This window comes from Salmonella sp. SSDFZ69, assembly GCF_004010755.1.
In the GTDB taxonomy this organism is placed as follows: Bacteria; Pseudomonadota; Gammaproteobacteria; order Enterobacterales; family Enterobacteriaceae; genus Salmonella; species Salmonella enterica.
Window position 1 is genome coordinate 2681978 of the sequence record NZ_CP034831.1, and the last position, 22235, is coordinate 2704212.

General features: G+C 53.8%; 20 protein-coding genes. 4 read left to right on the forward strand and 16 right to left on the reverse strand.

What is annotated here, in order from left to right:
* Positions 1–308 precede the first annotated feature (308 nt).
* Both mfd and ldtC read left to right on the forward strand, forming a co-directional pair.
* On the forward strand, positions 309–3755 hold the full coding sequence (gene mfd / locus EOS98_RS13470) for a transcription-repair coupling factor (RefSeq protein WP_001114323.1): 3447 nt from the start codon (positions 309–311) through the stop codon (positions 3753–3755).
* A gap of 147 nt (positions 3756–3902) precedes the next feature.
* Positions 3903–4868 carry a L,D-transpeptidase LdtC gene (gene ldtC / locus EOS98_RS13475; protein WP_000482967.1) on the forward strand — a complete coding sequence of 322 codons (966 nt, stop codon included), beginning with the start codon at positions 3903–3905 and terminating at the stop codon, positions 4866–4868.
* A gap of 96 nt (positions 4869–4964) precedes the next feature.
* Here the strand turns inward: ldtC and bhsA are convergent, their stop codons facing one another.
* Entirely contained in the window at positions 4965–5222 is a 258-nt protein-coding gene (bhsA, locus tag EOS98_RS13480; protein ID WP_000800159.1) for a multiple stress resistance protein BhsA, read from the reverse strand.
* Positions 5223–5463: 241 nt separating this feature from the next.
* On the opposite strand from bhsA, the gene comR reads away from it, so the two are divergent.
* Positions 5464–6099: a TetR family copper-responsive transcriptional repressor ComR gene (gene comR, locus EOS98_RS13485; RefSeq protein WP_000205986.1), complete on the forward strand. Its 636-nt coding sequence runs from the start codon at positions 5464–5466 to the stop codon at positions 6097–6099.
* Between the two features lie 73 nt (positions 6100–6172).
* Here comR and EOS98_RS13490 read toward each other — a convergent pair whose 3' ends face one another.
* From EOS98_RS13490 to hinT, 8 genes are all read right to left on the reverse strand, one after another.
* Entirely contained in the window at positions 6173–6712 is a 540-nt protein-coding gene (locus EOS98_RS13490) for a glycine zipper 2TM domain-containing protein (protein ID WP_001043449.1), read from the reverse strand.
* Positions 6713–6890: 178 nt separating this feature from the next.
* Positions 6891–8195, reverse strand: coding sequence for an NADH-quinone dehydrogenase (ndh, locus tag EOS98_RS13495; RefSeq protein WP_000211053.1), 1305 nt, complete (start codon positions 8193–8195; stop codon positions 6891–6893).
* 253 nt (positions 8196–8448) lie between these two features.
* The gene (gene ycfP, locus EOS98_RS13500; RefSeq protein ID WP_023206899.1) at positions 8449–8991 is read right to left on the reverse strand and encodes an alpha/beta hydrolase YcfP; all 543 of its coding nucleotides are present in this window, start codon (positions 8989–8991) and stop codon (positions 8449–8451) included.
* Positions 8992–9015: 24 nt separating this feature from the next.
* Entirely contained in the window at positions 9016–10041 is a 1026-nt protein-coding gene (gene nagZ / locus EOS98_RS13505) for a beta-N-acetylhexosaminidase (protein ID WP_000529340.1), read from the reverse strand.
* Between the two features lie 10 nt (positions 10042–10051).
* Entirely contained in the window at positions 10052–10876 is an 825-nt protein-coding gene (gene thiK / locus EOS98_RS13510) for a thiamine kinase (protein ID WP_001257342.1), read from the reverse strand.
* Positions 10857–11495 (reverse strand): penicillin-binding protein activator LpoB, encoded by a 639-nt coding sequence (gene lpoB, locus EOS98_RS13515; protein WP_000164359.1) that lies wholly within the window; start codon positions 11493–11495, stop codon positions 10857–10859. Before lpoB ends, thiK begins: the two co-directional genes overlap by 20 nt.
* Before the next feature lie 13 nt (positions 11496–11508).
* The gene (locus tag EOS98_RS13520; RefSeq protein WP_000589563.1) at positions 11509–11883 is read right to left on the reverse strand and encodes a YcfL family protein; all 375 of its coding nucleotides are present in this window, start codon (positions 11881–11883) and stop codon (positions 11509–11511) included.
* A gap of 2 nt (positions 11884–11885) precedes the next feature.
* On the reverse strand, positions 11886–12245 hold the full coding sequence (gene hinT, locus EOS98_RS13525) for a purine nucleoside phosphoramidase (protein WP_001532068.1): 360 nt from the start codon (positions 12243–12245) through the stop codon (positions 11886–11888).
* Positions 12246–12586: 341 nt separating this feature from the next.
* On the opposite strand from hinT, the gene fhuE reads away from it, so the two are divergent.
* Entirely contained in the window at positions 12587–14761 is a 2175-nt protein-coding gene (gene fhuE / locus EOS98_RS13530) for a ferric-rhodotorulic acid/ferric-coprogen receptor FhuE (RefSeq protein ID WP_126524138.1), read from the forward strand.
* A gap of 84 nt (positions 14762–14845) precedes the next feature.
* On the opposite strand, the gene ptsG is transcribed toward fhuE, so the two are convergent.
* From ptsG to fabF, 7 genes are all read right to left on the reverse strand, one after another.
* Positions 14846–16279 carry a PTS glucose transporter subunit IIBC gene (gene ptsG, locus EOS98_RS13535; RefSeq protein WP_000475705.1) on the reverse strand — a complete coding sequence of 478 codons (1434 nt, stop codon included), beginning with the start codon at positions 16277–16279 and terminating at the stop codon, positions 14846–14848.
* Between the two features lie 294 nt (positions 16280–16573).
* Positions 16574–17371, reverse strand: coding sequence for a metal-dependent hydrolase (locus tag EOS98_RS13540; protein WP_000480268.1), 798 nt, complete (start codon positions 17369–17371; stop codon positions 16574–16576).
* A 10-nt stretch (positions 17372–17381) separates the two neighbouring features.
* Positions 17382–18386: a DNA polymerase III subunit delta' gene (gene holB, locus EOS98_RS13545; protein ID WP_000872453.1), complete on the reverse strand. Its 1005-nt coding sequence runs from the start codon at positions 18384–18386 to the stop codon at positions 17382–17384.
* Positions 18383–19024, reverse strand: a complete 642-nt coding sequence (gene tmk / locus EOS98_RS13550) for a dTMP kinase (RefSeq protein WP_000535396.1) — start codon at positions 19022–19024, stop codon at positions 18383–18385. Before tmk ends, holB begins: the two co-directional genes overlap by 4 nt.
* Complete coding sequence (yceG, locus tag EOS98_RS13555) at positions 19014–20036, reverse strand: cell division protein YceG (RefSeq protein ID WP_031605438.1); 1023 nt, start codon at positions 20034–20036, stop codon at positions 19014–19016. The genes tmk and yceG overlap by 11 nt, the downstream gene beginning before the upstream one ends.
* A 2-nt stretch (positions 20037–20038) precedes the next feature.
* Positions 20039–20848, reverse strand: a complete 810-nt coding sequence (gene pabC, locus EOS98_RS13560; RefSeq protein WP_000478660.1) for an aminodeoxychorismate lyase — start codon at positions 20846–20848, stop codon at positions 20039–20041.
* A 123-nt stretch (positions 20849–20971) separates the two neighbouring features.
* Positions 20972–22213: a beta-ketoacyl-ACP synthase II gene (gene fabF, locus EOS98_RS13565; RefSeq protein WP_000044664.1), complete on the reverse strand. Its 1242-nt coding sequence runs from the start codon at positions 22211–22213 to the stop codon at positions 20972–20974.
* Positions 22214–22235 lie beyond the last annotated feature (22 nt).

Here is a 22235-nt window from a genome sequence, read left to right on the forward strand (position 1 = left end):
CCCGAGTATATAAGCGAAAGCGGAATGCGTAAATGTCTGAACCGTAAGAGTTCGTCAGCGCTATTCTGAAAAAGGCCGACAAATCAAGTCACTTACATGTTCATACTTTACCTGTTCGGCGTGTTATGCGGCGGATTCAATTTGCTAATAAACAACGATCGCGGATAATAAAGAACATTGCTTATCAGTCATATGCCCCTGAATACCTGAGTCCTTCATGCTGTCCTGGCGTGCAGCCAACCATGAAGCAGCCTGAAGGGTGACGCGTAGAGTGCGGCGTAAAACAAAAAGAGATACTGACAACCGTTATGCCTGAAAAACAACGTTACACGCTGCCGACAAAAGCGGGCGATCAGCGCCAGTTGGGCGAACTTACCGGTGCCGCCTGCGCTACGCTGGTGGCGGAGATAGCCGAACGCCATGCCGGTCCGGTGGTACTCATAGCGCCTGACATGCAAAATGCTCTGCGATTGCATGATGAAATCCGCCAGTTTACCGATCAGATGGTGATGAACCTGGCGGACTGGGAAACGCTACCGTATGACAGCTTCTCCCCGCATCAGGAAATTATCTCTTCGCGCCTGTCCACGCTCTACCAGTTGCCGTCAATGCAGCGCGGCGTCTTGATTGTACCGGTAAACACCCTGATGCAGCGCGTTTGTCCGCATAGCTATCTGCATGGTCATGCGCTGGTGATGAAAAAAGGCCAGCGGCTGTCCCGCGACGCTCTGCGCGCGCAGCTTGACAGCGCCGGTTATCGGCATGTCGATCAGGTGATGGAGCATGGCGAATACGCGACGCGCGGCGCGCTGTTGGATCTCTTTCCGATGGGCAGCGAACAGCCTTATCGCCTCGACTTTTTTGATGATGAAATCGACAGCCTGCGTCTGTTTGACGCGGATACCCAACGTACGCTGGAGGAGGTCGAGGCCATCAATTTGTTGCCCGCGCACGAATTTCCTACCGACAAAGCCGCTATTGAGCTTTTCCGTAGCCAGTGGCGCGATACCTTTGAGGTAAAACGCGACGCCGAGCACATCTATCAGCAGGTCAGCAAAGGCACCCTGCCCGCCGGGATCGAATACTGGCAGCCGCTCTTTTTCAGCGAACCGTTACCGCCATTATTTAGCTATTTCCCCGCCAATACTCTGGTGGTGAATACTGGCTCGCTGGAAACCAGCGCCGAACGCTTTCAGGCCGATACGCTGGCGCGTTTTGAAAATCGCGGCGTCGATCCTATGCGCCCGCTTTTGCCGCCGGAAGCCCTCTGGCTACGGGTAGATGAGCTCTTTTCCGAGCTTAAACGCTGGCCTCGCCTCCAGCTTAAAACCGACCATCTGCCGGAAAAAGCCGCCAATACCAATCTCGGTTTCCAGAAATTACCGGATTTGGCTATCCAGGCACAGCAGAAAGCGCCGCTGGACGCGCTGCGTAAGTTCCTCGAATCTTTCAGCGGTCCGGTGATTTTTTCGGTGGAAAGCGAAGGACGCCGCGAAGCGCTGGGAGAGCTCCTGGCTCGCATAAAAATCGCGCCGAAGCGAATATTACGCCTGGACGAGGCGCAGGATGCGGGACGCTATCTGATGATTGGCGCCGCAGAACATGGCTTTATCGACACCCAACGCAATCTGGCGCTGATTTGTGAAAGCGATCTCTTGGGTGAGCGGGTGGCGCGTCGCCGCCTGGATTCCCGTCGTACGATCAACCCGGATACGTTGATTCGTAACCTGGCGGAGCTCCACGTCGGTCAACCGGTAGTGCATCTGGAGCACGGCGTTGGACGCTATGCCGGCATGACCACTCTGGAGGCTGGCGGCATCAAGGGTGAGTATCTGATGCTCACCTACGCCAATGACGCCAAACTGTATGTGCCGGTCTCCTCATTGCATCTGATTAGCCGCTATGCCGGCGGCGCGGAAGAAAGTGCGCCGCTGCATAAACTGGGCGGCGACGCCTGGTCGCGCGCCCGGCAGAAAGCGGCGGAAAAAGTGCGCGATGTCGCAGCGGAACTGTTGGATATTTATGCGCAACGGGCGGCAAAAGAGGGTTTTGCCTTTAAGCATGATCGTGAGCAGTATCAGTTATTCTGCGACAGCTTCCCGTTTGAAACGACGCCCGATCAGGCACAGGCGATTAACGCCGTATTGAGCGATATGTGCCAACCGCTGGCGATGGACAGGCTGGTGTGCGGCGACGTCGGCTTCGGCAAAACCGAAGTGGCGATGCGCGCCGCGTTCCTGGCAGTGGAAAACCATAAACAAGTAGCGGTACTGGTGCCGACTACGCTGCTGGCGCAGCAACACTATGACAACTTCCGCGACCGTTTCGCCAACTGGCCGGTACGCATTGAGATGCTGTCCCGCTTTCGCAGCGCCAAAGAGCAGACGCAAATCCTGGCGGAAGCCGCCGAGGGTAAGATCGATATTCTGATCGGTACGCATAAACTGCTACAAAGCGATGTGAAGCTGCGCGACCTCGGCCTGCTGATTGTCGATGAAGAGCACCGTTTCGGCGTGCGCCACAAAGAGCGAATTAAGGCGATGCGCGCCGATGTCGATATTCTGACGCTCACGGCGACGCCGATCCCGCGGACGCTGAATATGGCGATGAGCGGTATGCGCGATCTCTCCATTATCGCCACCCCCCCTGCCCGTCGTCTGGCGGTAAAAACCTTTGTCCGTGAGTATGATAGCCTGGTGGTAAGGGAAGCGATTCTGCGTGAAATCCTGCGCGGCGGTCAGGTTTACTATTTGTACAATGACGTCGAAAATATTCAGAAAGCCGCAGAGCGGCTGGCGGAACTGGTGCCGGAAGCGCGAATCGCTATAGGCCACGGGCAGATGCGCGAACGTGAGCTGGAACGGGTCATGAATGATTTCCACCATCAACGTTTTAACGTGCTGGTGTGTACTACCATTATCGAAACGGGGATCGACATTCCCACCGCTAACACGATCATCATTGAACGCGCGGATCATTTCGGCCTCGCGCAGTTGCACCAGCTGCGTGGCCGCGTTGGGCGCTCGCACCACCAGGCCTACGCCTGGCTGTTGACGCCACATCCTAAGGCCATGACCACCGATGCGCAAAAACGGCTGGAGGCGATTGCGTCGCTGGAGGATTTAGGCGCCGGGTTTGCGCTGGCGACTCACGATCTGGAGATCCGCGGCGCGGGCGAACTGCTTGGCGAAGAGCAAAGCGGCTCAATGGAAACCATCGGCTTCTCACTCTACATGGAATTGCTGGAAAACGCCGTCGATGCGCTGAAAGCAGGCCGCGAACCCTCGCTGGAAGATCTCACCAGTCAGCAAACGGAAGTCGAGCTGCGAATGCCGTCGTTACTGCCGGATGATTTTATTCCGGATGTTAATACCCGGCTGTCATTCTATAAACGCATTGCCAGCGCGAAGAACGAAAACGAGCTGGAAGAGATCAAAGTGGAATTGATCGACCGCTTCGGCCTGCTGCCCGATCCGGCGCGTAATCTGCTGGATATCGCCCGCCTGCGCCAACAGGCGCAAAAGCTCGGCATCCGAAAACTGGAGGGTAACGAGAAAGGCGGAACGATTGAGTTCGCCGAGAAAAACCACGTTGACCCCGCCTGGCTTATCGGGTTGCTGCAAAAACAGCCGCAGCATTTCCGTCTGGATGGTCCGACGCGCCTCAAGTTTATTCAGGATTTAAGCGAACGTAAAACGCGTATAGACTGGGTACGCCAGTTTATGCAGCAACTGGAAGAAAACGCTATTGCATAAGCGTCAGGCCGGGCGTCATTACTCTGCGTCCGGCCTAATCTTTACAAATTCTTTGCACTTCCCTGCAGTTCCAGACACAGCCAGCCGCCATAATTCTTATTTCCTCTTTTATAAAAATAACCACATAATAATCATGGGTTTATTATAATGTTCAACAATACGCGACTCTCTCGCTGGTGGGCGTTGCTTGCGCTTACCGCGACCATCATGCTTGCCCTTCCCGCGCAGGCGAATACGTGGCCTCTTCCGCCCCCCGGCAGTCGACTGGTGGGAGAAAATAAATTCCATGTCGTTGAAGACGACGGCGGCTCGCTGGAGGCGATCGCCAAAAAATATAACGTGGGCTTTTTAGCCCTGTTACAGGCCAACCCCGGCATTGATCCTTACGTGCCACGCGCAGGCAGCGTGCTAACGATTCCGCTGCAAACGCTGCTACCGGACGCGCCACGTGAAGGTATCGTCATTAACCTCGCGGAATTACGGCTTTACTATTATCAACCGGGGAAAAATACGGTCACGGTCTACCCTATCGGGATTGGCCAACTGGGCGGCGATACCCTGACGCCAACGATGGTGACGACCATTTCGGATAAACGCGCCAATCCAACCTGGACGCCGACCGCCAATATTCGCGCCCGTTATAAAGCGCAAGGCATCGATCTCCCCGCCGTGGTGCCTGCCGGTCCCGATAACCCAATGGGGCATCACGCGATTCGTTTAGCGGCCTACGGCGGCGTCTATCTGTTACATGGCACGAATGCCGATTTTGGCATTGGTATGCGCGTCAGTTCCGGCTGTATCCGTCTGCGCGACGGTGATATAGAGACATTGTTCCGTCAGGTCACGCCGGGAACCAAAGTGAATATTATCAATACGCCGATTAAAGCCTCGGTGGAGCCAGGCGGCGTGCGACTGGTGGAAGTTCATCAGCCGCTGTCTAAAAATATAGGCGACGATCCGCAGGTGTTGCCGATTGTGCTGAATGGCCCGATGCAGGCCTTTAAGGACGCGCCGCAGACCGATGCTGCGGTGATGGAACATGTTATGGAAGTGCGTTCCGGAATGCCGGTGGATGTAACCCGTCAAGCAGAGGCGAAACCGCAGTCGCTGTAAGCGTGAATAGCTGACCGACAAAAAAGCCTCGCGATGCATCGCGAGGCTTTTTCTTTTTATTGTGGCAATCGCAGCGGCATTAATGAGGGTTAATGCTTACTTATAGATTACCGCCGTACCGTGGAGGGTATTCGGGCCGGTAACAGAGGTAATACGGAAAGACTTCGCCCCCATCTCCTGCGCTTTTTGCGCCAGCTGATCTTCCAGCGAGCCCAGATTCGTGCCGCCATTCGCGGAAATGGTGCCGAACTTCTGTTGACCTTCTGGCGTTGCCTGAACTTCAACGGCGGCGAAGCTGGCGAATGAGAGCGAACTCAGTACGGCAGCAGCGATGAGGGTTTTTACGTTTTTCATAGTGATGACCTTTAGCAGATGAATGGGTGTCGTAAGCATTAACTTAACGATCGATAAGTTAATCATAGATGTGATCTACATCACACGTCAACTTCTTTTTATAATGATCGTTATATAATTTATAAAGATGTTATTTTTCATGTGAATAGAATTGATTTATTTTTCTAATGAATACTCTGGAGCCAGAAGTGGTTTGTTTTTATAATAGAGAGACCGCTCTTTAAACAGGTACAACGGCATCATGACAACGGATACCACGAGTTGCGCGAAGAAAAGCCGTGGCCGACCAAAAGTGTTCGACAGGGAAGCCGCGCTTGATAAGGCCATGACTCTCTTCTGGCAGCACGGCTATGAAGCAACTTCGCTTGCCGATCTCGTAGAGGCTACCGGGGCGAAAGCGCCTACTCTCTATGCGGAATTCACTAACAAAGAAGGATTATTTCGCGCTGTCCTGGATCGCTACATCACTCGCTTTGCCTCAAAGCACGAAGCCCAGCTCTTTTGTGAAGAGAAAAGCGTGGAATCGGCGCTGGAAGATTACTTCACAGAAATTGCCGCCTGCTTTACCAGTACAGACACGCCGGCTGGCTGCTTTATGATTAATACGTCCGCCACCCTGGCCGCCTCCTCGCGCGATATCGCCCGCACGGTAAAATCACGCCACGCCATGCAGGAACAGACGCTCATCCAGTTTCTGCGCCAACGTCAGGAGCGCGGTGAAATTCCGGCGCACTGTAACCCGCAGGCGCTCGCAGAATATATAAACTGTATTTTACAGGGAATGTCGATCAGCGCCCGTGAAGGTGCCACCTTCGAACAACTGATGCAAATTACGCGTACGACTCTGCGCATCTGGCCTGAACTGCTCAAGTCCTGAACGACGCGGCTTCGGATAAAAAAAGCCCCTCAGCCTGAGCGAATGAGGGGCTAACTTGCAGAGTACAGCTTTTTTATGCTTTGTTATTCAGAACCAGTTGGCCATTGCCGTCGAGGGGAATTTGCGTTCCGGGGTCTTTATCCATGCGGATTTTGCCCTGCTGATCGCCAATTTTGTAGGTCACGTCGTAGCCAAGCATCTTTTCAGATTTGTCATACACCGTCTTACAGCGTTGCTGCGTGGTAGTGTAGGTATCACTTTCCTGCATTGATCCCTGGATTTGATTGCCAGCATAACCGCCGCCCAGCGCCCCGACGACCGTCGCCACATCTTTACCACGACCGCCGCCAAATTGATGTCCAATCACGCCGCCTGCTACTGCGCCAAGCACCGAGCCGGCAATACGGTTTTCGTCCTGAACCGGTCTGCGATGCGTGACCGTAACATTACGGCACTCCTGACGCGGCGTTTTTACCGTCTCTTTAATCGGTTTAGCCGATATCACCTGCGCATATTGCGGACCACGATCAAATACGTTGAGACTGGCCACTGCCGCCACACCCAGCGCAGCCGCTACGCCAATCCCTATACCCGCCAACATTGATTTATTCACGGGAGTTCCTCCTTCGTTGCTATTGGTAACAATTTTGCAACCAGTATGCGAACAAAGCCAATCGGAATGAGGATGAAAAATGCGGGATGAGGCGGTAAAGCTGAAGGATTCGGACAACTCCGAAGCAAGAGATGGAGAAGCGCTCACCGGCGCGAGCAGCCGGTGAGGCGCAGAGAAATTAATGCAGTTTCAGGCGCGGACGAATGACGCGGTTAATACTGCCCACCAGCATCATCAGGCCGGTTTTAAAGTATCCATGCAGCGCTATCTGGTGCATACGGTATAGCGAGATATACACGAAGCGGGCGATACGTCCTTCAATCATCATTGAACCGCGGGTCAGGTTCCCCATCAGACTACCCACGGTAGAGAAGTTGGACAGAGAGACCAGCGATCCATGATCTTTATACTGGTAAGCTTTCAGCGGTTTGCCATTCATCTGCGCCAGAATGTTATTCATCGCGCAGGTAGCCATCTGATGCGCCGCCTGAGCGCGAGGCGGCACAAAACCTCCCTCCGGACGTGCGCAGGAAGCGCAGTCGCCAATCGCATAAATATCAGGATCGCGCGTGGTTTGCAGCGTCGGTTCCACCACCAGTTGGTTAATGCGGTTCGTTTCCAGACCACCAATCTCTTTCATAAAATCTGGCGCTTTGATACCCGCCGCCCACACCATCAGATCGGCCTGAATATATTCACCTTCTTTCGTATGCAGACCGCCTTCGTCGGCGCTGGTGACCATAGTTTGCGTCAGCACGCGAACGCCCAGTTTGGTCAGTTCATTATGCGCGGCGCTGGAGATACGCGGCGGCAACGCAGGCAGAATACGCTCGCCAGCCTCAACCAACGTCACGTTCAGCGCGTCGTTGGTCAGCCCCTTGTAACCATAGCTATGCAGCTGTTTTACCGCATTATGCAGTTCAGCCGACAGCTCAACCCCCGTCGCACCGCCACCAACGATGGCGATATTGACCTTACCGTTCGCGCCCAGATTAGCCGAATACTTGAGGAACAGGTTCAGCATCTCCTGGTGAAAACGGCGCGCCTGATGCGGGTTATCGAGGAAGATACAGTGCTCTTTCACGCCCGGCGTGTTGAAATCATTAGAGGTGCTGCCCAGCGCCATCACCAGCGTGTCATACGCGATTTTGCGCTCCGGCACCAGCAGTTCGCCCTTTTCATCACGCAACTCGGCAATGGTGATGGTTTTCGCTTCGCGATCGATATCCATCACCGACCCCAGCTGGAACTGGAAACCATGATTACGCGCATGAGCCAGATAGCTCAGCGCATCCACGCCTTCGTCCAGAGAGCCAGTCGCTACTTCGTGCAGCAATGGTTTCCACAGATGGCTGTGATTTCTGTCTACCAGCGTGATTTTCGCTTTTTTCTTGCGCCCCAGTTTATGGCCTAACTGCGTCGCCATTTCCAGCCCGCCAGCGCCGCCGCCGACAATCACGATCTTTTTTAATGGTGTAGTCAACGTGACCCCCTTAAATTTATTAACCAATTGTTAATTAAAAGTTATTAGCATAGCCTTTAATTAACAACAAGTTACGTTAATGAGAATAAGCTTCTGATATGAGAATAGCATGAACGGTGCATTGGTCATACCAAAATTGATGTGCATCAAGTTTTCATGCTGAAAAGATAGACAGTTTGCGAGAATTGAGCATAAAAAAACCAGCCGCAAGGCTGGTTATCCGGTCACTGATAACGCCATATTGCCGGGGGCGTTATCCCAGCGTTTTAAACGCTTTGATACGTTGCAAATGCGGCGAAATATTTTTGAATTTGTGAGTCTGTTCCTCATCCCACACAATTTCATAAAACGGGTGAAGCGCTTGCGCTGAGCGTTGGCTGTCCAGCGCTTCGTCATGACGCGAGAGGATCACCAGACAACGATCGCGATTTTTTTCACGAAAGTTGGTCACGCACTTTGTAGCGATGTCCGCATATTCTTCCGGGCGATCGATTTTCCCCTCCATGTTTTCATAGGGGAACAGGTTCGGGTTAAAAACCACCTGACGGATATCGCACAAAAAGCCAATCCGCTCCGCCCAGTAACCGCCCAGCCCCACGCCACAGATTAAAGGGCGCTCGTCCACATTCAACTGCAACATTTTGTCCACTTCTTTCAGCAGATGCTGCATATCGTGCTTAGGATGCTGCGTACTGTAGCTTACCAGCCGAACATCCGGGTCGATAAACTGTAATTGCAACACTTTTTCATGGTTGCCCGGACTATTTGAATCAAAACCGTGTAAATAAATAATCATCTGGCACCCTCACGAAAACTCGAGTTAATGACCTGCTTTTTCTTCCTGCCAGCGTTCATGTAACTGGTTGAGCTGGGCGCTGGCTGTTTTCCAGCGTGCTGAGTCCATGAGCTCCCGGCGTGAAAATGAACCTTTATGATACAAACGTGTAACACGTTCTGCTTTGATCGGCGACAGATTATCCAGCACGCTGACTGCGCCTTTACGATTATTGCAGACCAGAATCATATCGCAACCCGCATCCAGCGACGCCTGAGCGCGCTCAGCATAGCTGCCCATAATCGCCGCGCCCTCCATAGACAGATCGTCGGAGAAAATGACGCCGTCAAAGCCTAACTCCTGACGCAGCACCGTTTTCAGCCAGTACGGCGAACCGCTTGCCGGGCGTGGATCGATAGCGCGGTAGATCACGTGGGCAGGCATAATCGCATCCAGTTTATTCTCGCTAATCAGCGTGCGGAACACCGACATATCTTTGCCACGGATGTCCGTTTCAGGACGTGGATCGCACGGCGTCTCTTTGTGGGAGTCCGCCGTGACCGCGCCGTGGCCGGGGAAATGCTTACCGGTCGTTTTCATCCCGGCGTCATGCATGCCGTCAATAAAGCGCGTTGCCATTGCCAACGCTTTTGCGGGATCGGCATGATAGGAGCGCTCGCCAATTGCCGCGCTGATATGCCCGACGTCCAGCACTGGCGCAAAACTGATATCAATATCCATCGCGATCATTTCGCTGGCCATCAGCCACCCTGCCTCCTGCGCCAGTCGTCCCCCCTCTTCCAGCCCATGCAGCGCAAAAAAAGATTGCGCCGCGGGCAGGCGGGTAAACCCTTCACGGAAACGCTGTACGCGCCCGCCCTCCTGATCGACGGCCACCACCAGATGGTTACGCGATGCCGCCCGAATCTGGCGCACTAATTCGCGCAGCTGTTCCGGGTCATGGTAATTACGCGTGAACAGAATAAGCCCGCCAACCAGCGGATGCGCCAGTATCTCGCGCTCCTCCGCATCCAGCTCACATCCTTCGACATTCAACATTACTGGGCCCACACTGCTCTCCTTATCCTTTCATACGTAGCTGGCGCCAGGTTTCATCGGCCAGCCTGATAAATTGTTGCTCGCCGGTTTGTCGCCAGCGGTATTCGAACCACCCTGCTTTTAGCATAATGACCCAGGGGTGCCATAATCGTATCTGTCGCCATAGCTGCCGGGCGTCGATTCGCGCGCGCGCGGCATAAGCGTCTGCCAGTTGTCGGTGCTGGCGTTCATCCTCAACCCATACTGCCGCCAGCTCCAACGCAATATCGCCGTCGCCGGCATACTCCCAGTCAATCAGTCTCAACCCGGCGGACGTTAATACTATATTGTCGCCATGGACATCCATATGCAAAGGCGCGAGCCGCAGCGGGCGAGGTTCACCGTTTTTTTGCAACTGTTTGAGCCGCCGCAACCAAAACGGCGTACGCCTTGCCGGATCGCAACACGACCAGTACTGCGCCAATAGTGGCGATAGCGCGATACGCCAGCCAAAACGCGGCTGTTGATGCAAATGATACAGTAAGGCCGCCAGTTCGTCGGCATCTGGCAGAGCGGAATTTACCACACCATGCAGATATTCTACCGCCATCCAGCCTGGAGTATAAAAAAGCGCTCGCGGCGCCAGACTGGCCGGCAATTGGGATAAGGCGCGGTAATGACGTAAAAAATGGGCTGGTGGAGCGTCAGGGTCGTGATGACGGCGCAGCACGACACGGTGAGTATCGTGGGCAATAATACAGCTCCCGCCGCTTAGCCCCTGCGATGTGGCGACGGCGGGACGATACTGGGGAAAATAGCGCGACAGGATCTCGTCGCGCGTTAAGGGATTATTGTTGTTGGACCGCACCTTTACCTGACCAGATTATCTCGCCAGTTTGCACCAGCATTAACTGCATCTGTAATGCAGGCGCGTTAACGTTACCGGATGCGCTGGAGTAAAGTACATATTGCGCCCCGACATTGCGCGCAATGCCAATAGCTTTACTGCGCGTTCCCAGACTATCCTGCGGAGACAATCCTAACTGCTGTTTTGCCATCGAGAGTTGCTGTACGGACACCAGCGTAAATTTACCGTTGTTCGCCAGCGCATTACGTAACGTTTCCGTTGCCTCGTTCGCATTTAACGACCCATTCGTCCGGTTATTCACGCTGTCAACAAGCAATACGCTTCCGGCCGTCACGCCATCAGCCTGCAACATTTTGCTGACCAGCGGTTGCATCGCGCCGTTCCAGTCATAGTGGCGCACCTTAGGCGCTGGCTGGCCCGTTTGATCTTCATGTTCGATCGGCCCCGGTTGCTGTGGAATCGTTGGCACAGACGGCACAACAGGAGGCTGCGGCGGCTGCGCGGGTTGTTCTGGCGCTGGTTTTACCTCTTCAACTGGCGCAGGTTGACGTTGCGCCATACACCCGGAGAGAAATATCGCCAGCGCAGCGATGGCGGCGTAGCGATGCATTTTTGTCATCAAAATTCACTCCTCACAAATAAAGATAAAGCCTGACCTTATGCGCCCCCAGATAATTGGCGCTGCCAAATAGCGTTACCGACGAACGCGCGGGTATGGTTACGCTACGCGGCGCCTCCAGCGGATGCATCTCCAGCCCCCGCGCGTCATACCAGTAAAACCGATAATGAACGGTTATGGGCTCTTGCCTTTCGTTATAGACGCGGGAAGAGGCTGATGGCTGGATATCAGACGCCGTCAGTTCAGGCGGCTCTGCGGTGACGCCCGCCGCCAGAACCGTGGACTCCATCACCAGCGACTGCGCGTCGCTTACCGGAATTTCAGGGTGTGACCGGCAGCCGGTAAGCAGCAGCAAGCCCAGAGAAACCGCGATGCATCCTTTGATCATACTTACAAGCCTTTATGCGCCAGCATCGGGCCTAGCGGGCGGCCGCCCAGTAGGTGCATATGGATATGATAAACCTCCTGGCCCCCATGACGGTTGGTATTCATGATTAAACGATACCCATCTTCGGCAATGCCTTCCTGTTCGGCGATTTTCGCCGCCACGGTGATCATCCGACCTAACGCCTGTTCATGTTCCGCCGTCACGTCATTGACGGTTGGGATCAGGATATTGGGAATAATCAAGATATGCGTCGGCGCCTGCGGTGAAATATCACGAAAGGCGGTGACCAGCTCATCCTGATAAACGATATCCGAAGGGATTTCACGACGAATAATTTTGCTGAATATAGTTTCTTCTGCCACGACGTTTTCCTTTTTCATAATAGCCCTTGCAGCGCACATGCTACGCCGAGCCATACTGCGAGTATAGAGTATGAGCGAGTTACCGACGCTCTTTCAACTTTAACCCACGATTTATTAAGCGAAAAATGACTACATGCTGGACTTACCGCCATATCCCCCTGCCATGACGCCTTTGTACGCTTAAAAAATATTTCTAGTTTCCCTGGTTATACCGTTTTACACATTTAATACAAATGCGTATATTTCTCATTTGCATTTTTATGCGCATTAACTAGCAAAGAATGAAAAGGTTCAACGTCATACGTCCTGAACTTACCCCAATAACAAGCAAGGATTTTCAGATGTCTTTCATTCAATACCGCCGGGACAAACACCTTCCGTCCACCGCCGCACCGTCGCTGTTAGCTATGGGTATGGCGATGGCATTTATGCCTGCCGCCTTCGCGGCTGAGGATACCGTTATTGTCGAAGGCGCGACGACCGCTGACGCCGTAAACCGTGAAGAACAGGATTACAGCGTGAAAACGCCCGCAGCGGGCACCAAAATGCCGATGACTCAGCGCGATATCCCGCAGTCGGTCAGTATTGTCAGCCAACAGCGTATGGAAGACCAGCAGTTGCAAACCCTGGGCGAGGTGATGACCAATACGCTGGGGATCAGCGGAAGCCAGGCTGACTCCGATCGCATCAGCTATTACTCGCGCGGGTTTGAAATTGACAACTATATGGTTGACGGTATTCCAACGTATTTTGAGTCCCGCTGGAATCTGGGCGATGCGCTAACGGATACCGCGCTGTATGAGCGCGTGGAGGTGGTTCGCGGCGCGAATGGGCTGATGACCGGAACCGGCAATCCTTCTGCCTCAATTAATATGATCCGTAAACACGCCACCAGTCGGGAGTTCAAAGGTAACGTCTCCACAGAATACGGTAGCTGGAATAAGCAGCGTTACGTCATGGATCTGCAAAGTCCGCTCACCGCAGACGGTAATGTCCGTGGGCGCATCGTGGCGGGTTATCAGAATAATGATTCCTGGCTGGACCGCTATAACAGTGAGAAAGCGTTCTTTTCCGGAATTATCGATGCCGATCTGGGTGCAACTACCAGCCTTTCAGCCGGTTATGAATATCAAAAAATTGATGTCAACAGCCCGACCTGGGGCGGTCTGCCGCGCTGGAACACCGATGGCAGCAAAAATAGCTATGACCGCGCGCGTAGTACCGCCCCGGACTGGGCTTATAACAACAAAGAGATAAATAAATTCTTCGTCACGCTTAAACAGCGTTTTGCCGAAAGCTGGCAGGCGACCCTGAATGCGACCCATACTGAGGTCAAATTCGACAGTAAAATGATGTATATCGATGCGTTAGTCGATAAAGAGACAGGTACGCTGGTGAGTCCTTATGGCGCAAGCTACCCCGTGGTCGGCGGTACGGGCTGGAACAGCGGCAAGCGCAAAGTAGATGCCATAGATCTCTTTGCCGATGGCGCTTATGAGCTGTTTGGCCGTCAGCACAATATGATGTTTGGCGGCAGTTATAGTAAACAGAATAACCGCTATTTTAGCGCCTGGGCGAACGTCTTTCCGGACGACATTGGCAACTTCAGCGCCTTTAACGGTAATTTCCCCCAAACCCACTGGGCGCCACAAAATCTGGCGCAGGACGATACCACGCATATGAAATCGCTGTATGCCGCTACGCGCATTTCGCTGGCCGACCCGCTGCATCTGATTCTTGGCGCTCGTTATACCAACTGGCGTGTTGATACACTGACCTACAGCATGGAGAAAAACCATACCACGCCGTATGCCGGGCTGATTTATGATATCAACGACAACTGGTCCGCTTATGCCAGTTATACCTCTATCTTTCAGCCGCAGAATAAACGCGACAAAGCGGGTCAATATCTGGCTCCGATTACCGGTAATAACTATGAAGCGGGTCTGAAGTCCGACTGGATGAACAGCCGCCTCACCACCACGTTGTCCGTGTTCCGCATTGAGCAGAATAACGTCGCTCAGGCAACCACTATTCCCATCCCTGGCAGTAATGGGGAGTTTGCCTGGAAGTCTACTGACGGAACGGTGAGCAAAGGCGTCGAATTTGAAGTAAACGGCGCAATTACCGATAACTGGCAGATGACTTTCGGGGCTACCCGGTATGTTGCCGAGGACAATGAAGGTAACGCCGTGAACCCTAATCTTCCGCGCACCAGCGTGAAGTTATTCACCCGCTATCGTCTGCCGGCGATACGGGAGCTGACGGTCGGCGGCGGCGTGAACTGGCAGAATCGGGTTTACAAAGATACCACGACGCCGTACGGTACTTTCCGCGCCGAACAGGGCAGCTATGCGCTGGTCGATCTGTTTACCCGCTATCAGGTGACGAAAAATTTTTCCGTACAGGGAAACATCAACAACCTGTTTGATAAAACCTACGACACCAATATTGATGGTTCCATTGTTTACGGCGCGCCGCGTAACGTCAGCCTCACCGCCAATTATCAGTTCTGACAGACTGTCGGAGAGCGGCATGTAAAGCGCCATTAAAAAAGGCAGCCGAATGGCTGCCTTAATTCTCCCCAACATCATTACTGCTTAGCTGTTACGGATGTACTCATCCATTTCCGTTTTCAGGTTATCGGATTTCGTACCGAAAATAGCCTGAACGCCGGAACCCGCGACGACAACGCCTGCCGCACCCAGTTTCTTCAGGCCAGCCTGATCCACTTTCGCTACATCGGCTACGCTCACGCGCAGACGCGTGATACAGGCATCCAGGTTAGTAATGTTCTCTTTACCGCCAAACGCCGCAACCAAAGCCGGCGCCATTTCGCTGGTCGCGCCCGCTTTTGCGTCATCAGTAGTGTCTTCACGACCCGGCGTTTTCAGATCCAGCGCTTTGATCAGCACGCGGAACACGGTGTAGTACACAATCGCATAACCGGCGCCAACAATCGGGAACAGCCACAATTTGCTGCTGTTACCGGACAGCACGATAAAGTCGATCAGACCGTGGGAGAACGACGTACCGTCACGCATCCCCAGCAGGATACAGATCGGGAATGCCAGACCTGCCAGAATCGCGTGAATGATGTACAGGATCGGCGCCACGAACATGAAGGAGAACTCGATAGGCTCGGTAATACCCGTCAAAAACGAGGTCAGCGCGGCGGAAATCATGATACCGCCCACTTTTGCGCGGTTTTCCGGTTTAGCAGAGTGCCAGATAGCAATGGCCGCAGCCGGCAGACCGTACATTTTGAACAGGAAGCCGCCAGACAACATACCTGCCGTCGGGTCGCCCGCCATATAGCGCGGAATGTCGCCGTGGAATACCTGACCCGCTGCGTTGGTGTATTCGCCGATCTGCATCTGGAAAGGAACGTTCCAGATATGATGCAGACCAAACGGCACCAGGCAACGCTCGATAAAACCGTAAATACCAAACGCGACAACCGGGTTCTGATAAGCCGCCCACTGCGAGAACGCCTGGATAGCCGTACCGATTGGCGGCCATACGAAAGACAGCACCACACCGGTAAAAATAGCGGCCAGACCCGAAATGATCGGCACGAAGCGTTTGCCCGCAAAGAAGCCCAGATACTCAGGCAGTTTGATACGGTAGAAGCGGTTAAACATATACGCAGCGATCGCACCGGAGATAATCCCCCCGAGAACACCCGTATCAGCAAGGTGTTTAGCGGCGATCTCTTCAGCAGGTAAATGCAGAACCAGCGGCGCAACCACAGCCATGGTTTTCACCATGATGCCATACGCTACTACCGCCGCCAGAGCCGAAACGCCGTCGTTGTTGGTAAAGCCCAACGCCACGCCGATAGCGAAAATCAGCGGCATATTGGCAAAAACAGATCCGCCCGCTTCTGCCATAACGTGCGATACAACGGCTGGCAGCCAGCTGAAGTTAGCGGAACCGACACCCAGCAGGATACCTGCGATAGGGAGTACGGATACCGGCAGCATCAGCGATTTACCGACCTTTTGCAGGTTAGCAAATGCATTCTTAAACATAATTGAGAGTGCTCCTGAGTATTTGTGCTTTTCTACGTTCTCACGCATTGGCGAGGGGGGAGAACCCCGCCGTGGACAGGACATCTAAGTGCCCTTTTATTTATTACACAGAGTAAAATAAATACGTCTGATTTTGTTTGACGGCTATCACGTTTCAGCGCCAGATAGCCTAAAAAGTATCACATTCTGCCAAAATGAGTTTCCGAATGTTTCCATAAGCTCGCTCACCGCCCCTTTTGTGGCGGTGAACTTTACGCGCTTTGCTTATTAATTACGAGCTTTAAAAAAACTCGTTTAACGGATTGATGACAGGCGAGACGCGTCAATATGGAACAGGCGAGCAAAGTTATCGGTGGTGATCTGCGCCAGTTCTTCAACGGCAACCCCTTTCAATACCGCCATATATTCTGCGACGTCGCGTACCATCGCAGGCTGGTTCTCTTTACCGCGATGCGGCACCGGCGCCAGATAAGGAGAATCGGTCTCGACTAACAACCGATCCAGCGGCACATAGCGCGCCGCATCACGCAACTGTTCAGCGTTACGGAACGTTACGATGCCGGAAAAAGAGATATAAAACCCCAGATCCAGCAATTTGCCGGCCGTTTCTCTGTCTTCTGTAAAACAGTGTAGTACGCCGCCGCAATCCGTCACTTTTTCTTCGCGCAGGATAGCCAGCGTATCGGCACGCGCGTCGCGAGTATGGACAATCACCGGTTTATGCAATTCGCGGCCAATCTGGATATGATGAATAAAAGACGCCTGCTGGCGGATTTTGGTCTCAGGCGTGTAAAAGTAATCAAGCCCGGTCTCGCCCATCGCCACCACATCGTCTTCTGCAGCAAGGAGGCGCAGTTCTTCTACGTCATATGCTTCATCCTGATTTAACGGATGCACGCCGCAGGAAAAGACCACATTATCGCGCTTGCCCACCAGCTCGCGCATATGGCGATACCCCGGCAGCGTCGTCGCCACCGCTAAACAGAACTTCACATCGCGCGCGGCGGCTTTCGCCAGCACATCGTCCACGTCCTTATGCAAAGATTGATAATCCAGACCATCAAGATGGCAGTGTGAGTCGACTAAAAACATAATGTCTCTCTCAAAGATGAGGAACAGGCAACAAGGTGCCTGGTTGCAGGTAATGCTCGATGCGGAGAATGAGATCGGTTAATACCAGTTCGCGGTTTAATCCGGTCACATGAAGTAATTGATCACGACAATGGCAAACATCGTTCAGGATTGCCTGAATACGCGCCGGGGATAGCGGCCCCGCCAGCGCGGCAACAACCGCGTCCGCATCAACGTTTGTCAGGTACGACGCGCCGTGCTGACGTTTCAGCGCGTCTACCAGCAGCGTCGCCAGCCAATGCAGGCGCGCCGGGGCTTGCTCATGATTGAGCGCCGTTAATACCGCATACCAGTCGCCCGTATGTAAACTGTCCATCAACGCCTGACACAGCGCCTCACGCTGCGCCCAACGTTCAGACTGCAACAGCGCCAGCGCGGCGCCGGGCGACCCCGCGTTCAGGCGTAGCGCCGTGAGCAATGCTTCTTGTGACGCCGTCACTTCTCGCGACAGCCATGACATCGCATACGATTCGGACGGCGGCGCCAGATGATGCAGCCGGCAGCGGCTGCGTAATGTCGCCAACAGACGAGCAGGCTCCGGGCTGGCAAGGAAAAACCAGGTTTGCTCCGGCGGCTCTTCCAGCGTTTTGAGCAACGCATTGGCGGCGGCGTCGGTTAATAGCGCCGCATCCGCAATCCACACCACCTTCGCGCCGCCCAGACGGGAGTGCTCGTACAATTTCTCGCTGACCTCGCGTACCGCATCTACGCCGAGGCTGCTTTTGCCTTTATCCGGCGTCAGCGTGTAATAGTCCGGATGCGTGCCAGCCTGCATAAGCTGACAGCCACGGCAATGCCCACAGCTTTTGTGGCCCTCAGGCTGCTGGCATAACAGATAACGGCTCAGCGCATAGCACAGCGCCTCGTCGCCCATGCCAGGTAAGGCCTGAATCAGTAGCGCATGGTGCCCACGTCCCGCCTGGTAACTTTCTACCAGTTTTTCATAGGCGGGCCGTAACCATGGATACCATTTCATGCCGCTTGCTCCTGCACCCACTTCGTCACCGTGGCGCGAATGTCGCGCATGACGGCATCCAGCGGCTGGGTCGCGTCAATGGTGCGGATACGCGAGTCTTGCGCCGCCAGTTCCAGATAGCGCGCGCGAGTCCGGTTAAAGAAATCAAAAGATTCCTGCTCAATGCGATCCAAATCGCCGCGCGCTCTGGCGCGTTTTAGCCCGACTTCCGGCGTGACATCCAGATACAGCGTCAGGTCAGGGCGAAAATCGCCCAGCACGGCATCGCGTAGTGTCGCCAGCATGGTTTGATCAATGCCGCGCCCTCCCCCCTGATACGCCTGGGTCGAGAGATCGTGGCGATCGCCGATCACCCATATGCCTTGCGCCAGCGCGGGTTTGATTACCGTTTCGACGAGCTGTACGCGAGCGGCATAAAACATCAGCACTTCCGCTTTATCGGTAATCACTTCGTCGCCTACCGATCGGATATCCAGCACCAGACTTCTTAGTTTTTCGGCAAGCTGCGTACCGCCCGGCTCACGGGTAAAAATCATATTACGAATACCCAGTTGCTCAAGGGTCTCCACCACCACGTCGCGCGCAGTGGTTTTTCCGGCGCCTTCCAGGCCCTCGATGACGATATAATTACTGCCCATTTTTTTCCTTAAGCACTTTCAGGTACTCCTGCACTGACCGATTATGGCTGGCAAGATTGGTGTTAAATGTGTGACCGCCTTTACCGTCGGCCACAAAATAGAGATACGGCGTTTTCGCCGGATGCGCCGCCGCCTGCAATGACGCTTCGCTGGGCGATGCAATCGGTCCTGGCGGCAGCCCGGTTATGGTATACGTGTTATAAGCCGTCGGCTTTTCCAGATCCGCACGCGACAAGTTACCATTATAACTCGTCCCCATCCCGTAAATCACGGTGGGATCGGTCTGAAGGCGCATACCGATTCTCAGGCGATTAATAAAGACTGAGGCCACCTGATCGCGTTCGCTGGCGACAGCCGTCTCTTTTTCAATAATCGAGGCCATTGTCACCAGTTGGTTCTGATCTTTATAAGGCAGCCCCTCGGCCCGACCTTTCCAGACAGTATCGACAGCTTTCACCATCTTTTGATGCGCTCGCTTGAGAATAGCGACATCGCTGGTGTTGGCGGTATACATCCAGGTATCAGGCCAGAACCACCCTTCTACCCATTCCGGGTGCGCAAGCTTTAATGCCTGAGCGACAGTGGCATAGTCATCATCCGGCAATGTATGGCGAATATACGGCGCCTCTCGTAGCTGTTTCAGGTAATCGCTAAGGCGCATCCCTTCCACAAACCGCAACGGGAATTGCGCTTCTTTGCCGCTCTCCAGCAACTCAAGCATCTCCCGTACGGTCATCCCCGGCGTAAAACGGTAAGTTCCTGCTTTAAAGTGCGATAACTCAGGCTCCACGCGCAGCAGCCACTGAAATACCCGGGGACGATTAATGATTTTTTCATCATAAAGCTGGTCACCAAGCGCCAGCCGACCCGTTCCCGCCTTGAGCGTAAAGATAGTCTCGTTTTTAATAAGTAACGTGCTGTTCGCCAGATGGCGAACTTTCCACATCCCCACGCCCGTGGCAATACCCAGCACAACCAACAGCAGAAGGAAAACGCCTGACAATTTTTTCATAACTAATTCGGATGCTCACAAAATGGGGCTAAAAATTGAAACAGTGTTCGCGAAGAATACGACGTCCCGTGATAGGCGCGTATGGGAATAATCGGCATTAGCGCGTTGCAAATGATAATCTCATCCGCCTGCCTGACTGCCTCCTCTCTCGCCTGTACTTCAAGAACCTGGAAAGGAGATTGCGCCAGTTGGCGTAAACAAAATTGTCGCATAATGCCGTTCACCCCAGCCTGATCCAGACGCGGCGTAAAAACAATGTCGCCTGTACGCCAGAACAAATTAGCCGCACAGCATTCCGTAACCCATCCCTCGCTGTCAAGAACCAGCGCCTCATCGGCGTCCGTCTGCTCAAGATGAGAGCGAATCAACACCTGTTCGAGACGGTTCAGATGTTTTAATCCGGCAAGATAAGGATTGCGCCCAAGCGGTATGGGACTAAGGGTAAGAGTGATGCCTTGCTTACGCCACTGAGAATAATAAGCGGGATAAGCAGAAACGGAGAGGATTCGGGTAGCTGCCTGACAATTCATGGCGCTGTATCCCCGGCCGCCGCTGCCACGGCTAATGATCACTTTCAACACGCCTGAATCATGCCCTGTGGCCAACATTGTCATCTCTTGCCGAAGGGTCGACCAATGGCTAAAAGCGATCCGTAATTTTTCACAGGCAACCTGCAAGCGCTGAAGATGCGCTTCCAGATGGCAAATGTTGCCATCAACAATACGTGCGGTCGTAAAACTGCCATCGCCGAACTGCGTCGCCCGGTCGCTTACAGCAAGTTGATCCTGCGCATGGCCATTAATTAAAAACATAGTGGCTCCTTATCCGTCGCCTGCTAGTGTGGCAGGATGAATAACGCAGAACAAGAGGTGATATGCCTGATAAAAAAGGCCCGACAAGCGGACCTTTTTATTAATGTCTGTCTCTGGCTTAACTTAGATCTTTTTAAAAATCAAGGAACCGTTAGTTCCGCCAAAGCCAAAGGAGTTACACAGAGCGTACTCCAGATCGCTGACCTGGCGCGCTTCATGCGGCACGAAGTCCAGATCGCAACCTTCATCCGGGTTATCCAGATTAATGGTTGGCGGAATGGCCTGATCGCGCAGCGCCAGAATAGAGAAAATAGACTCTACTGCGCCTGCGGCGCCCAACAGATGGCCGGTCATCGATTTGGTCGAGCTCACCATCACTCGGCTTGCAGCATCGCCAAAGACTGACTTAACTGCCTGCGTCTCAGCTTTGTCGCCGGCAGGCGTCGACGTGCCGTGCGCGTTGACATAGCCAATCTGAGCAGGCTCAATCGCGGCATCACGCAACGCGTTAACCATCGCCAGCGCAGCGCCTGCGCCATTTTCCGGCGGCGACGTCATATGGTAAGCATCGCTGCTCATACCAAAGCCGACGATTTCAGCATAGATTTTCGCACCACGCGCTTTTGCATGTTCGTACTCTTCAAGCACCAACATACCGGCACCGTCGCCCAGTACAAAACCATCGCGTTCTTTATCCCACGGACGGCTCGCCGCCTGTGGGTTATCGTTGCGGGTCGACAGCGCGCGCGCTGCGCCAAAACCGCCTACGCCCAGCGGCGTACTGGCTTTTTCTGCGCCACCTGCCACCATCGCGTCCGCATCGCCATAGGCGATGATACGCGCGGCATGGCCGATGTTATGCACGCCTGAAGTACAGGCAGTCGCAATAGAGATGCTTGGCCCACGCAGGCCATACATGATAGTCAGATGGCCTGCTACCATGTTAACAATCGTCGACGGGACAAAGAACGGGCTAATCTTACGCGGTCCGCCTTTTACCAGCGAACTGTGGTTTTCTTCGATCAGACCGAGACCACCGATACCGGAGCCGATAGCGGCGCCAATACGGCTTGCGTTCTCTTCCGTCACTTCAAGGCCAGAATCCTGCATGGCCTGTACGCCAGCGACAATTCCATATTGAATGAAGGCATCCATCTTGCGCTGTTCTTTGCGCGAGATAATGTCATCACAGTTAAAATCCTTTACTAAGCCAGCAAATTTCGTTGCATAGGCGCTAGTATCGAAATGGTCGATCAGGCTGATGCCACTCTGACCGGCAAGGAGAGCTTTCCAGGTAGACTCTACGGTATTGCCGACAGGAGACAACATGCCCAGTCCGGTCACAACTACACGACGCTTAGACACGGTTGTCCTCCAGGGAGGGAAA

Excerpts from the sequence above, each read along its gene's own strand:
- ycfP (WP_023206899.1), bottom strand. The coding sequence starts at position 8,991 with ATGATTATTTATTTACACGGTTTTGATTCAAATAGTCCGGGCAACCAT.
- EOS98_RS13540 (WP_000480268.1), bottom strand. The coding sequence starts at position 17,371 with ATGTTTTTAGTCGACTCACACTGCCATCTTGATGGTCTGGATTATCAA.
- yceG (WP_031605438.1), bottom strand. The coding sequence starts at position 20,036 with ATGAAAAAATTGTCAGGCGTTTTCCTTCTGCTGTTGGTTGTGCTGGGT.
- ldtC (WP_000482967.1), top strand. The coding sequence starts at position 3,903 with ATGTTCAACAATACGCGACTCTCTCGCTGGTGGGCGTTGCTTGCGCTT.
- bhsA (WP_000800159.1), bottom strand. The coding sequence starts at position 5,222 with ATGAAAAACGTAAAAACCCTCATCGCTGCTGCCGTACTGAGTTCGCTC.
- pabC (WP_000478660.1), bottom strand. The coding sequence starts at position 20,848 with ATGTTTTTAATTAATGGCCATGCGCAGGATCAACTTGCTGTAAGCGAC.
- holB (WP_000872453.1), bottom strand. The coding sequence starts at position 18,386 with ATGAAATGGTATCCATGGTTACGGCCCGCCTATGAAAAACTGGTAGAA.
- EOS98_RS13520 (WP_000589563.1), bottom strand. The coding sequence starts at position 11,883 with ATGATCAAAGGATGCATCGCGGTTTCTCTGGGCTTGCTGCTGCTTACC.
- tmk (WP_000535396.1), bottom strand. The coding sequence starts at position 19,024 with ATGGGCAGTAATTATATCGTCATCGAGGGCCTGGAAGGCGCCGGAAAA.
- mfd (WP_001114323.1), top strand. The coding sequence starts at position 309 with ATGCCTGAAAAACAACGTTACACGCTGCCGACAAAAGCGGGCGATCAG.
- lpoB (WP_000164359.1), bottom strand. The coding sequence starts at position 11,495 with ATGACAAAAATGCATCGCTACGCCGCCATCGCTGCGCTGGCGATATTT.
- fhuE (WP_126524138.1), top strand. The coding sequence starts at position 12,587 with ATGTCTTTCATTCAATACCGCCGGGACAAACACCTTCCGTCCACCGCC.
- comR (WP_000205986.1), top strand. The coding sequence starts at position 5,464 with ATGACAACGGATACCACGAGTTGCGCGAAGAAAAGCCGTGGCCGACCA.
- ptsG (WP_000475705.1), bottom strand. The coding sequence starts at position 16,279 with ATGTTTAAGAATGCATTTGCTAACCTGCAAAAGGTCGGTAAATCGCTG.